The sequence below is a fragment of the Flavobacterium melibiosi genome (genome assembly GCF_048158545.1).
Classification (GTDB): Bacteria; Bacteroidota; Bacteroidia; order Flavobacteriales; family Flavobacteriaceae; genus Flavobacterium; species Flavobacterium melibiosi.
This window is the reverse complement of the sequence record NZ_JBLNKU010000017.1, coordinates 20433-34116: the sequence shown is the minus strand read 5'-3', so window position 1 is coordinate 34116 and position 13684 is coordinate 20433. Positions and strand designations below refer to the sequence as shown.

12 protein-coding genes are annotated in these 13684 nt (G+C 35.4%); 7 read left to right on the top strand and 5 right to left on the bottom strand.

The annotated features are described in order from the left end of the window. The first annotated feature begins 349 nt into the window (after nucleotides 1-349). The 7 genes from ACM55F_RS17110 to ACM55F_RS17080 all read left to right on the top strand — a co-directional run bounded on the left by ACM55F_RS17110 (nucleotide 350) and on the right by ACM55F_RS17080 (nucleotide 8108). On the top strand, nucleotides 350-1474 hold the full coding sequence (locus ACM55F_RS17110; RefSeq protein WP_416855035.1) for a PQQ-dependent sugar dehydrogenase: 1125 nt from the start codon (nucleotides 350-352) through the stop codon (nucleotides 1472-1474). A gap of 3 nt (nucleotides 1475-1477) precedes the next feature. Beyond that, nucleotides 1478-1921 carry a c-type cytochrome gene (locus tag ACM55F_RS17105; protein WP_416855034.1) on the top strand — a complete coding sequence of 148 codons (444 nt, stop codon included), beginning with the start codon at nucleotides 1478-1480 and terminating at the stop codon, nucleotides 1919-1921. 455 nt (nucleotides 1922-2376) lie between these two features. Further along, nucleotides 2377-3402, top strand: coding sequence for a hypothetical protein (locus ACM55F_RS17100; RefSeq protein WP_416855033.1), 1026 nt, complete (start codon nucleotides 2377-2379; stop codon nucleotides 3400-3402). Between the two features lie 11 nt (nucleotides 3403-3413). Continuing rightward, entirely contained in the window at nucleotides 3414-4262 is an 849-nt protein-coding gene (locus tag ACM55F_RS17095; RefSeq protein ID WP_416855032.1) for a polysaccharide deacetylase family protein, read from the top strand. 452 nt (nucleotides 4263-4714) lie between these two features. Further along, the gene (locus ACM55F_RS17090; protein ID WP_416855031.1) at nucleotides 4715-6151 is read left to right on the top strand and encodes a circularly permuted type 2 ATP-grasp protein; all 1437 of its coding nucleotides are present in this window, start codon (nucleotides 4715-4717) and stop codon (nucleotides 6149-6151) included. Between the two features lie 44 nt (nucleotides 6152-6195). Further along, a complete protein-coding gene (locus ACM55F_RS17085; protein WP_039108408.1) occupies nucleotides 6196-7149 on the top strand; it encodes an alpha-E domain-containing protein in 954 nt (317 codons plus the stop codon). Between the two features lie 5 nt (nucleotides 7150-7154). Then, a complete protein-coding gene (locus tag ACM55F_RS17080) occupies nucleotides 7155-8108 on the top strand; it encodes a transglutaminase family protein (protein ID WP_416855030.1) in 954 nt (317 codons plus the stop codon). 104 nt (nucleotides 8109-8212) lie between these two features. Here the strand turns inward: ACM55F_RS17080 and ACM55F_RS17075 are convergent, their stop codons facing one another. The 5 genes from ACM55F_RS17075 to dut all read right to left on the bottom strand — a co-directional run bounded on the left by ACM55F_RS17075 (nucleotide 8213) and on the right by dut (nucleotide 13407). Further along, nucleotides 8213-9487 (bottom strand): murein hydrolase activator EnvC family protein, encoded by a 1275-nt coding sequence (locus tag ACM55F_RS17075; protein WP_416855029.1) that lies wholly within the window; start codon nucleotides 9485-9487, stop codon nucleotides 8213-8215. A gap of 60 nt (nucleotides 9488-9547) precedes the next feature. Then, the gene (lolB1, locus tag ACM55F_RS17070; protein WP_416855028.1) at nucleotides 9548-10348 is read right to left on the bottom strand and encodes a lipoprotein insertase outer membrane protein LolB1; all 801 of its coding nucleotides are present in this window, start codon (nucleotides 10346-10348) and stop codon (nucleotides 9548-9550) included. Continuing rightward, entirely contained in the window at nucleotides 10348-11697 is a 1350-nt protein-coding gene (locus ACM55F_RS17065) for a tetratricopeptide repeat protein (RefSeq protein ID WP_416855027.1), read from the bottom strand. The genes lolB1 and ACM55F_RS17065 overlap by 1 nt, the downstream gene beginning before the upstream one ends. Nucleotides 11698-11733: 36 nt before the next feature. Then, nucleotides 11734-12744 carry a sugar phosphate nucleotidyltransferase gene (locus ACM55F_RS17060; RefSeq protein WP_416855026.1) on the bottom strand — a complete coding sequence of 337 codons (1011 nt, stop codon included), beginning with the start codon at nucleotides 12742-12744 and terminating at the stop codon, nucleotides 11734-11736. Between the two features lie 228 nt (nucleotides 12745-12972). Continuing rightward, complete coding sequence (dut, locus tag ACM55F_RS17055) at nucleotides 12973-13407, bottom strand: dUTP diphosphatase (protein ID WP_416855025.1); 435 nt, start codon at nucleotides 13405-13407, stop codon at nucleotides 12973-12975. Between the last annotated feature and the right edge of the window lie 277 nt (nucleotides 13408-13684).

The window sequence follows — 13684 nt, the reverse complement described above, 5'->3', positions numbered from 1 at the left end:
AACTAACAACTTCTAAATTTTCGGCTCCCTTTAGGGCTGGGGTATAACGAAAATTATCCCCTATTTTTAGGATTTTTACTAAAAAGACAGGTTTCGCATTTACAAACTAACAGCTTCTAAATTTTCGGCTCCCTTTAGGGCTGGGGTAAAACGAAAATTACCCCCTATTTTTAGGATTTTTATTAAAAAGGCAGGTTTCCCATTTACAAAAACACGATAAAAAAGCAACACTTAAATCGGTCTGGTTTGTTAATTCTAAGCAAAATTAAACACTTCCTTCCCTTTTTAACGCCTCTTTTACTATCTTTAAAAAAGATTTCTATTCAAACGGAACCAAAAAACAATACTCATGAAAAAAATCACAATAGTTTCTCTTTCGCTTCTTTCATTCCTTTCTTTCAGTTGCGATGCGCAGGTAAAATCTAACGACATCCCCATTAAAGAAGAAGTAAAAACATATACTTTAGAAACTGTAGCTTCTGATATTGCAATACCTTGGGGAATGACTTGGTTGCCTGACGGCACAATGTTGGTTACCGAAAAAAGTGGCATCCTATATCATATTAAAAACGGCACAAAAACTGAAATCAAAAATGTTCCCAAAGTATATTCAAGAGGACAAGGCGGATTGTTAGACATCGTTCTACATCCTGATTACACCAAAAATGGTTGGATCTATATGACGTATGCTTCCGATGAAGCTGAAGGTACCGGTGGTAACACTAAACTCATTCGAGCAAAATTATTGGACGGAAGTCTGACACAAATCGAATCGCTTTACAAAGCCACTCCCAACACTACAAAAGGACAGCATTTTGGTTCCCGAATTGTATTTGACAACGACGGCTATTTGTATTTCTCCGTGGGAGAACGTGGGGATCATTTTGTAAATCCGCAAGACATTAAACGCGATGGCGGAAAAATATACCGCTTAAATGATGACGGAAGTATTCCTAAAGACAATCCTTTTGTAGGTCAGACCGGAGCGAAAGAAGCAATCTACACGTATGGGAATCGCAATCCGCAAGGAATGGCGAAAAACCCGGTAACAGGAGCTATTTGGGCGCATGAACACGGCCCTCAAGGCGGAGATGAAATCAACATCATTAAAAAAGGAGCCAATTATGGATGGCCGATGGTTACCTATGGCATCGATTATGACGGAACAACCATTAGTAAAGAAAACGAAAAACCGGGTATTGAAAAACCAATTTATTATTGGCTGCCTTCCATCGCTCCAAGCGGAATGACTTTTGTTACCCGTGACAAATATCCGGACTGGAAAGGACATTTGCTGGTAGGCTCTTTAAAATTTCAATATCTTGAATTGGTAAAACTGAAAGGCAATGAAGTTATCGGCAGACAAAAAATTGCAACTGACATTGGTCGTGTACGTAATGTGGCACAAGGTCCGGACGGTTATATTTATATGGGCGTTGAAGGTAAAGGAATACTCAAAATTATACCAAATTAAGCTATGTTGACAACGAAATTATTATTAGGATTTGGAGCGTTTGTATTGGGAAGCTCCTCTTTCGAAAACCCATTTTCCGCTAACAATTATATTGACTTCAATAAAGACAATGCTGTTGTTTCAAAATTTCAGACACCGGGAAAAGAAATTTATGCTGATTTTTGCATGCAATGTCATGGGGCGAATGGAAAAGGGGATACTAAAAATTTCCCGCCTCTTGCCGGTTCTGACTGGCTGACAAAGAAGAGAAACCAGAGCATTGCTGTCGTAAAATTTGGACAAAGTGGCGAAATTGTTGTCAATAAAACAAAGTACAATAGCAGCATGCCGGCGATGGGACTTTCGGATCAGGAAGTAGCCGATGTGATGAATTACATCATGACTTCCTGGGGAAATAAACAAACTAAAATTGTTACTGAAAAAGAAGTGGCAGGGATTAAGAAATAAAAACTGAGTCAGCATTTAGCTTAATCTAATGAAATAATTTAAAAAAATTAATACTTCATGAAGATTAAAATGAGTACGTTATTTTTTTGTAAAAAAAGCATATAAATCAATTGGGCATTAAAATTCTAGATACGTCCATTATAAAATCCGAATTGTTATCCCAATGGTTTCGCACAAAAAAATTATCAGTATTAAAAACAACGCACCTTATCGAAGAATATTTCACTTTACAATTCTAATTCTTTGTGATTTTTGATAATACAAATAGACAATCCAAATCTGTGAATTATGTAAAAAATATCCTCTTAGAACGGCATTATAATGGAGCAATCGCTCTTAAAATACTTTATATTTGTATTCGAACATTTAAAAAAAACCTATTTAACTAAACAGGAATAAAGATTTTCTTTAAACTGAAGTGTTCCAAATCCCTTTACTAACTATATTACCTACATATGAAAAAGCAAGCTATAGTATTCCTTATACTTCCCCTATTATTTTATGTTTCCAGTTGTAATCGTGGCAAAGCAGCTGATGCTTTAAATGAGACAAAAAAAACGGAAACCATAAAGTCTGATTCCATAGAGAAAAAGGTAGCGCTTACAATTGATACTCTTGATTATAATAAAAGAATGGTGGCATTAAGCAATAATGACACTACTGGCAGATGGCCGGTAAAAGCACCTTACCCGCTACCCGGAGCACTTTTACCCTACAACCGTATTATTGCCTATTATGGAAATTTATATTCCACAAGAATGGGGATTTTAGGCGAAATACCCCGAAAACAAATGTTGGCAAAACTACAAGGCGAAGTAGCCAAATGGCAAGCAGCTGACTCTACCGTTAAAGCAATTCCTGCTTTGCATTACATCGCTGTTACCGCTCAAGGCGCTCCGGGGAAAAACAACATGCACCGCATGCGCATGCCTTTTAAACAAATAGACACTATTCTAAGTTGGGCAAAACCTATTAATGCATTAGTGTTTTTGGATATTCAAGTAGGACACAGCACCGTTAAAGCCGAAGTAGCTGAACTAGAAAAATACCTTTCCATGCCGAATGTTCATTTAGGAATTGATCCTGAATTTTCGATGAAGAATGGAGAACGTCCGGGTTCCAAAATTGGGCATTTTACTGCCGCTGATATCAATGACGCCATTGATATTTTGGCAAACATCGTGCGCAAAAACAAACTGACTCCAAAAGTATTGGTGGTACACCGTTTTACGCAAGGAATGGTAAAAAATTATAAAGAAATTAAAACCGTACCCGAAGTTCAAATCGTAATGGACATGGATGGTTTTGGAAGTAAGGTATTAAAAAAAGATTCTTACATGAGTTATATCTATAGAGAACCGGTACAGTTCGCCGGCTTTAAATTATTTTATAAAAATGATAATAAAAAAGATTGGAAAATGTATAGTCCGGAAGAATTAGTTAAATTCACTCCAAAACCCATCTACATTCAGTACCAATAATTAATGTATCTATGAAAAATTTTCTTTTTTTAGTTTTCGCCAGTTTTTTTCTATTATTGGGCTGTCAATCAGAGCCTCGTAAAATAACGAAGGAAATCCCCATTATTGCTGCTCCCGTGAAAATAGTAGCACCAAAAAAAGTAATGGCTGACGCTGCGACCATCCTTTCGAAAAAAGAAGTGCCTATATTATGTTATCATAGCATTCAGAATTTCAGTGCCAATGCAAGTGAAATGAAAAAAACGTACACTGTGACTCCAGCCAATTTTGCCGAGCAAATGAAAGCACTGTCAGACGAAGGGTATCAGACCATTTTACCGAATCAATTGTACGAATATTTAGTTCATGATGCGCCATTACCCGCTAAACCCATAATGATCACATTTGATGATACCCGAGAAGAGCAATTCAGTATAGGCGCTGCCGAAATGAAAAAATACGGTTTCAAAGGCGTGTTTTTTATCATGACCGTTTCTATTAACCGTCCTAATTATTTGTCAAAAGAACAAATTAAAAACCTGTCTGATAGCGGACATGTTGTAGCAGCTCATACTTGGGATCACCATATGGTAACTAAATATACAGGAGACGATTGGAATACGCAATTGGTAAAACCAAAAGCAAAACTGGAAGACATCATTGGAAAACCCGTGACGGATTTTGCATATCCGTTTGGTTTATGGAATACGGCGGCAATCCCTGAAATAAAAAAGAGCGATTATAAAATGGCATTTATCTTGTCTACCAAAAGAGATTCTATAGATCCATTATACACCATCAGACGTATTATTGTTGCCGGCCAATGGTCAACTCCAAGTGTAATGAAAGCTGTAAAATCTTCCTTTAATAAGAATCCATAAACCATTATTTTTTTAAAGAATACAAACCAATCTCAATTATTAAATCAACTTAATAATTGAGATTTTTTTTGTTCGAAAAAAAGAAAAACTACCATATAAAATTGAGATTATTAGTTCCCAAAACAAATCGAACCTTTTTTCATTATTAATTTTACACCCCCTTTTTTAAATCCTATTTTGGATTGTTTATTAAAACTATCAACGGAAATACTCCTTTATTAACAGGGGCATTCTAATTAAAAAAATATTTTTCACTGCGAAATCACAAAAAACAACATTGTAAAAAAAAAGAATTATCAAAAAAGAATTATCAAAAAAAGAATGCTGTAAAAATTATTAAATAGTCACATAATCGTCATTTATATCTATTTTAAATTGGTATTTTAGCTACTATAGTGCATTTTACACAACAAAATGTCATTAAGTTTAACCATTTAATAATGATGTGAATTATGATGAAGTCGATACCTAATTTAAACCCAAATGGTTGGGACGAAATGTTTTCTAATGAAGGAGTTCGGGAATCTTACCGTCAGGTACTACAAACATTACAAAGCTTAAACCATGAAAAACTAAACGATAAACACAGGCAGGCTTCCGATTTTTTTATGAATCAAGGAATCACTTTTACGGTTTATAGTGACGACAATCAAGGTATTGAAAGGATTTTTCCTTTTGATATCATTCCAAGAATCATTACCCAACAAGACTGGAACGAAGTAGAATCCGGAATAAAACAAAGGTTAAAAGCGCTCAATTTATTCTTGGAAGATATCTATAACGAGCAGCATATTATCAAAGACGGTATAATTCCCGGAGCATTAATTGCCTCTTGTCCTCATTATATCCAAGAAGTTCACGGGATTAAAGTCCCACACAACATTCATGTACACATTGCAGGAATTGATTTGATTAGAGGTGCCAAAGGAGAATTTTATGTCCTCGAAGACAACCTGCGTTGCCCAAGTGGCGTGAGTTATATGCTTGAAAACAGGGAAATAACTAAACGTATTTTTCCTGAAATGCTCACCTCCAATCATGTGAGTATGGTCAGTAATTATCCGATGATTTTTCATAATATTTTGGTTTCGCTGTCTCCAAGAAATATTGCGAACCCAAATGTAGTTTTATTAACACCCGGAGTTTACAACTCGGCGTATTATGAGCATACTTTTTTAGCAAGGCAAATGGGAATTCCTTTGGTAGAAGGAAGAGATTTAGTCGTGAATAACAATAAAGTTTATATGAAAACTACTTCCGGACTTCATCAGGTAGATGTTATTTATAGACGTCTGGATGATGAATATCTTGACCCTTTGGTTTTCAAACCAGATAGTACGCTGGGCGTTCCAGGACTTATTAGTGCTTACAAACAAGGAAATGTTGCTTTAGTAAATGCAGTAGGAAACGGTGTTGCCGATGATAAAGCAGTATACGCTTATGTACCGGACATGATAAAATATTACATGAACGAAGAGCCAATTCTCAAAAATGTCCCAACCTACAGAATGGAAAATCTGGACGAAAGAGAAATGGTTTTTGCTAATATGGAAAACATGGTCATCAAGGAAACCAATCAAAGTGGTGGCTATGGAATGATTATGGGAAATAAGGCTACCCAAGAGGAATTAGATAATGCAAAAATTGCCATTGTTGGTAATCCCCGTAATTTCATTGCACAACCCATCATTCAACTCAGTACTGTTCCTTGCCTCATCGACGGTGAACTAAAACTGCGTCATGTCGATTTAAGACCCTATGCTTTATGTGGCCCCAATGGCGTAAAAATAGTTCCTGGTGGACTAACCCGAGTCGCGCTTACCGAAGGCTCATTAGTCGTTAATTCTTCGCAAGGCGGAGGAAGTAAAGATACTTGGATAGTAAAATAAATTAAAGGTCTAACAGCGCGAACCCTTTTTAAAAAATAAACAAAATGAAAGTAAATATGCTCAGCCGGGTTGCAGACGGAATGTTTTGGCTCAACCGATATATGGAAAGAACAGACGGAATGTTACTTACCCTAAACACCTTTTATATCTTGTCTTTTGACAAAGAAACGAATGATTCTCAAGGGTATAAACCGTTATTGGAATACTATACTGATTTGCCAATGGAACAAATAAATCAAATGCAATACGATACAAATTTTGTTCTAAAGTATATCATTTGCGATAGTCCAAACCATAATTCCGTGAAGAATCTCGTTATCAAAGCACGAGAAAATGCGAGAGGTTCCCAAGATAAAATTACAAAAGAACTTTGGGAGCACATCAATTCTTTGTATCACTTCATGAATTCACCTGACTTGCCAAAAAAATTAGAAACGTCTGATGCGAGTAATATAATCTCAAAACTCAATAAGGATTTTTTGCTATACAATGGCATTCTTCAGGTTACAATGCCCCGAGGGTTGGGTTGGTGTTTTTCCAGTATTGGCAAACACATAGAAAGATGTCTGCAAACTATTTCGCTAACCCAAGCGTACTACGCTCCTATTCAGTATAATCTCGATGGAAATGAAGATTTATTGTATTGGAGAAGATTATTACTTTCTCTTTCAGGTTACGAATTATACTTGAAAAGTTACAGTAATATTCCGCACAATCGCAAAGTGGTGCAACAGGTTATCTTCAATAGAGATTTTGCGCATTCCGTAATTTATACTTTAGAATTAATAGACACTTATTTGAACAACTTGTTTAAAGACAATAATCTGAGCGAAGCGAGAACATTGCACAATCAGTTTGGAAGACTTAAAAGTTCTGTCGAATTTACGGATTATCACCATCTTACCAACAAAGAATTAGAAGACGTACTTAACAATACCAGAACACAATTAATACAGTTTTCGACAGATTTTTCTAAATTATTTTTCTCTTACACCTAATAAAAATGGCGATTTTCAAAATAGTTCACATCACAAAATACCAATACAACTGGCCCATAAAAGAAAGCATCAATGAGATTCGTTTATTCCCACACCATTTTGATAACCAAGATGTACTTCAATATCAGCTTTTAATAACAAACAATCCCGAGGTCGAGATTTCGCAAGATTACTATGGCAATCGCGTGGGGAATTTCAATACTTTAGAGTCACATACCGAAATGACTATAGAATCCCGGATGTTAGTTCGTGTCAATCATTCGCTCAAAATCCCGGAAATAGATTATACCACAGTAAAGGATTTGGTAAAAGAAAAAAGCATTCCTTTACTGCGACTTTGTTACCCAGAAACCATTAAAAAACAAAATAAAATTAATACAATTCTGGACGAAATAAACTGTATCGACAAACCCATCATAGAAATTGCGCAACAATGCAATCAATACATTTTTACAAATTTCACGTACACCAAAGGAATCACTAATATCGAAACCACAGTCGACGAGATTTTAGAGATTAGAAAAGGAGTTTGTCAAGACTTTGCGCATGTCCTATTACAACTCTTACGTACGGCCGGAATTCCGTCGCGATATGTGAGTGGATACATTTGCCCGAACGAAAGCGGACTCAGAGGTGAAGGTGCTACACACGCTTGGGTAGAAATTTACACTCCAAAACAAGGTTGGTTAGGCTTGGATCCCACCAATAACATCTGGACCATGGACAATCATGTGAAACTTTCCGTTGGTCGTAATTTCTATGATTGCACTCCGGTAAAAGGAACCTTCAAAGGTCTTTCCAGACAAACGCTTTCCGTTTGTGTTTCGATTGGCTATGAGGATGGACGACAATTTGAAGATATAAACGATGTGCAACTCGAAGAAGTTTCCATAGAACTCCAGAAACAATTGGATTACATTGAACTGCTTCAACAGCAACAAAAACAACAGCAACAATAATCAAATCAAATTGTTTGGTACAAAAAAAGCGAATCAAAAATATAATTTGATTCGCTTTTTTAGCTAAATATAAGACCTAATCTACTTCAATTCCAAATCAATTATTACATGTTATACAACCAACTTTGAGGATTGTTATACGTTGTGTTTTGAAGAATTAAAAATTTAATTATGGTTCTCCCTTCACTATTGGTTCTTACTTTTCCAAGGCTTTGTTTGGTGCTTACTTTATCTCCTTTACTTACAGAAACAGAGCTTAAATTCTGATAAACCGTGAAGAAATCTCCATGTTGTACCATTACTGCTTTATTTATTGGAGATAAAACAATTACACTTGCCACTTCACCACCAAAAACTGCTCTTGCATTTGATCCTTGGTCGGTAGTGATTTCCACTCCACTATTATGAATAACTAATGTTTTGTAAACTGGATGTGCCTGATCTCCATACCCTAATGACACAAATCCTTTTTCTACCGGCCATGGTAATTTACCTCTATTGGCTCTAAAGTTATCCGCAATTAATTTTGTCTCTGCTGTCAGTTCTATTTTTGAAGATGACACTGAAGAAGAAGAAACAATTGCCTTAGCACGGGTTTTCAGTTCTGATTTCGATTCTGTTTTTGACTCGGCTTTAGATTCTGCTTTTGCTCTTTCCATTGCCCTTTCCATTGCCGCTTTTCTATTGGCCTCTGCAATTGCTTCGCGTATTAATCTATTGATTTGTCTATCAATTTGTCTGGACTCTTGTTGTCTTTTCTTGATTTCAGCAAGAATTTTGTTCTTATCTTTTTTAATGGATTTTACTAATTTTTCCTGCTCTTGTCGCTCTTTTTCTAATGACAAACGTTCTTTTTCGTTTTCAGCAATGAGTTTTTGTTTTGCCTTTTTTTGTACATCCAATTTTCCATTATATACAATAAGCTCTCCCGTTTTAGATTTTATTTCCTCACCCTGCATCTTTCTATAATTCGTGTACTGTTTCATGTACTGTGCCCTTTTATAGGCCTGTAAAAAATTCTCAGACGATAATAAAAACATTGCTCTACTTTCCTCAGAACGGCTTTTGTACGATTTCACAATCATCTCAGCGTAATCTGCCTTAAGTATTTCCAGTTCTTTTTTAAGTTTATTGATTTTTACCTGATTAATGTACATATCATTCCCCAAAAGCTTCTTTTGTCTTTCAGTGGTATTAATCAGTTTTTCTTTAAGCTTTATCTTGTTACTTTGTATAACAATTACATTTACAGCCGTTTTTTCTTTTTTCTTTACGGTTTGTAACAGCTTTTCATTTTCGCGAATTTCTTTTTGAATCTGGGCTTTTCGTTCTTCTAATTTTTCTTGTTGAGAGGTCTGGCTCCACATCAGTGAAGTCATGCTTATAAAAATTAGGCTTAGGAGAAATTTTGGCATCTTAAAAAAATATTTTTTGCAAATTTACTTAATTATAATTCTTTTGTACCCATTTGGAACACTATAAGGAAAAGAAAGTTCTTCATTGAACGTTACACTGTTGTAATCTAAATTAATTTCCGTTTTACCTTTCTTTTGAACTGTGTTTATTAGAACATTTAAAGGTAATGTGGCTTCATTGTACACTTTATTGTCCGAATAAGCCACCTGAATCATTCGGTCTTCAACAATCTGTTTTATTTCTTGTCTTTTGATTAAGAATTTATCGGCATCAAAGAAGAATGATTTTTTTGTGTTTTTATTCGACACATCATCCAATCTATACGTTTGTTCCATCAATGATTCCGTGTATTTCCCTTTATTCAAATCATCAATTGCATCGCCTAACAACATATTTTGGATTTTTTTAAAATCTAAATCAGTTCCCAACCATTGGCTCAAACCTCGAAAATCACCTTCAAAATAACTGCCGTTTATTTTTTCGTAATAGTTTACAGCTGTTGGCGTAATCAATGCTTTTGCCATAGTAATTCCCAAGAACCGAATACTAATCAAAATTTGTTGGTCTTTCTTAATTTTTATTTCGGCGGTAACATTTTGGGTTTGTTTATCGTCAGCATATCGTGCGTTGGACTTAATATATAATGTAGAAAAATTGTTTTTATTGTTGTAATGATTTTCTATTATTTTATCAGCGGTCAAATAGGTCGATTTTACACTTGCCTCAGCCACAATAGCTTTCGATTTACACGACACGAGCGTGAGCGAACTGGCGAAGCAAACCATAACGACTGCAAGTACCCGTAATATTGAAATTTTTTTCATTATTTTTTTTGTTTTAATAATTCGTTGGCTTTGGAGAAATACACTTCTTTCTTCTTGAAATCTCCCAAACCGTTATATGCTTCTCCAAGCTGGATATTGAAATTTGTTTCTAATGTTATGTCGTCTACTAAATAATCCAATCCCATTTCCAGAATTGCTGCCGCTTTTTTATAGTGTTGCAATTGATTGTTCGCCAAACCTGAATAATAATAAAACTGAGGTTGCGTAGGAAATGTTTCAATCATTGTCATGGCTTTTACCGCCAAAAGCTCAAATTGTTTTACTTCGGTATATGCTTGAAGCAAAAGCAAATTCGTTTCAATATCTTCACCTGAACCATTCTTTACTGCACGTTCATAAAACGCAATCGCTTTGTCCCATTGCTTTTTACTATGATAATATTTTCCAATTTCTTTGGCTACATTAACCTCGTTATCAGTATCAAAATAGGCAATTGCTTTTTCTAAATCAGGAGCATATTGAGGGTTTCGATCCACAAAAATCAAAAATTCATTCAGCATTCTGTGTTTTATCTTTGAGTCTATTTTGGCACTGGCCAAAGAAATATTCATCGCATTTATTGCTTTTGGTGCCTCATTATTCTCCAAATAAACTTTGAATAAACTCACTTGTGCCCATTCAGAAGTAGGAATTGCTGCCGCTAACTTTTTAGTTACTTCAAAAGCCTTTTCAATTTCATTATTCTTGGAGTACAAATTAATTAGCGCAATATAATTAGATTCCTCTTTTGGGTGTTTATCGATTTGCGCTATTAAATTGGACTCTTCAACATTTTGAAATTTCCCCTCCGATAAAATCTGCATTTTATATAATTCCCTTCTTTCAGATTTTCCAAAAGTAGCATTCAATTCATTGATGAGATCAAGCGCTTTATCAAATTGCTTAGTCCCCATATAAAGCGACGTTAAATCCTCCTTATACTTTTCGTCAAATGGTATTAATTTATTAATGGCAATCAGCGCTTGATTATAATTGCTGGTTTCATAACTCACATCATACATTCCCACCCAAAACCATTTGTTTTTTGGATCAATTTGTGTGGCGTGTTCAAATGAACTGTACGCATTTCCATAATCCTTTGATGCCAGATAATTTTTTCCTAATTCGAAATAGACTGTGGCATTATTGGGTTGGAGTTTTACACATTGTTCCAAAGCTTTAATTGCTTTGTCATAATTTTCAATCCCCTTTTGAAGCAACGCTTCATAAAAAAATTCCTGAAACTGATCTGTTTCCTGCTTAATCTCTTCCGGTTCGGTTTGCGCCAATAGCAACGTTGAATTGCATTGCAAAACCAAAAATAGAATTATGAAAGCTCCTTTTTTCATTGAATATTCCTTGCCATTTCATCCCTTTGGATGCAATTATTCCAACACCGAATAATCTCCAATACTAATATTTGTAAAATTACCGTCAAAACTGGCGTGATTCCCTATCATGGCATTATCCAGATTCGCATTTTTAATGTGAGAATGGGTTTGTACCAAACTATTTTTTATGGTACTGTTTGATACATGACATCCTTTTCCTAATGACACATTAGGTCCAACAGTTGCATTGATCAAAACCACATCTTCCCCAATATAACATGGCGGAATGATGGTTGAATTTTCTAACTTAACATCAAAGTCCACTAAATGTATTCCATCGTTATGCAAGAACCCTAACATTCTGGAATTCGTTTCCACGGTAACGTCTTTGTTTCCACAATCCATCCACTCGTCTACTTTACCGGGAACAAATACCATGCCTTTTGCCATCATTTGCTTTATTCCATCATTGATTTGATATTCTCCACCGTGAATAATATTATTATCTAATACTAATTGAAGTTCATTTTTTAAAACAGCAACATCTTTAAAATAGTAAATTCCAATAACGGCAAGGTCTGAAACAAATGCCGCAGGTTTCTCTACCAGTTCGACTATTTCATTCGCTTCGTTTAAGTTTATCACACCAAAAGCTTCTGGATGATCTACTTGTTTTACCCAAATAACACTGTCAGCATTTTGATCTAAATCGAAATCGGCACGAATTAAAGTATCGGCATAAGCAATAACAGCTGGTCCACTCAAAGAATCTTTGGCACACATAATAGCATGACCTGTTCCAAGCGCCTCGTTTTGATAATAAATAGTTCCTTTGGCGCCTAATTTTTGTGCGATAGCAATTAATTCCTCTTCTACTTTTTTGCCAAAACTTTCGTGGATAATAAAGGCTACTTCTTCGATATCTTGATTCAATACGCCTGCAATGTCTTCTACCAGACGGTGCACAATAGGTTTTCCGGCGATGGGAATTAATGGTTTAGGAATGGTTAATGTATGTGGTCTTAATCTGGAACCTCGCCCAGCCATTGGTACAATTATTTTCATTTGTTTTGTCATTGCGAGGAACGAAGCAATCTCATCCTCTTATTAATTCAATTTTTATTTTTAACCGCAAAGTTTGCAGGGTTTTCTGCAAAGTTCACGAAGGTTTTTTTTATATTATTTGGCCACAGATTAAACGGATTAAACCGATTTCCCCGGATTTTTTATTTAAAATTTGTTGCAAAATATCATCTCGTTTCACAACTTTTAACTGCGTCTGAACACTGAAACCTACTTCACTCCCGTACTTCCAAAACCGCCTTCACCTCTTGAAGTTTCTGTTAATTCTTGAACTTCAATCCACTCCGCACGTTCGTGTTGTGCGATGATAAGTTGGGCGATGCGTTCTCCGTTTTCGACCACAAAAGCTTCATTGGATAAATTTACTAAAATCACACCTATTTCACCACGATAATCAGCATCAACTGTTCCAGGAGAATTGAGAACGGTAATTCCTTTTTTGGCAGCCAAACCACTTCTTGGGCGAACCTGTGCTTCGTATCCTATAGGTAATTCTATGAAAAGACCTGTTTTCACAATGGCTCTTTCCAATGGTTTTAAGGTTATTGATTCCGTTAAGTTTGCTCTTAAATCCATTCCTGCTGAAGCTATGGTTTCATAGTTTGGCAAACCATGTTGCGATTTGTTGATAATTTTTATTGTCATTTTTTTATTTTATATTATTTTACTTCCTAATCCCGAAGGGAAATCATGTTTATAGAAAACATGATTTCCGAGATTGTACGACCCCTTCGGGGTCGAACCCATGTAACGCATTTGTTTCTATAAACATTTGACCCCGTTGGGGTCTCTAGTATCATATCTTTTTGCACAAAAATTTATTCATCCCTCAATCCTTTCAAACAAATATTCATCTTTGAATTCTATTTCAAAATTTTTCAAATATTCTTCCTTGAAAACTTCTATAACATTTGACCCCGTT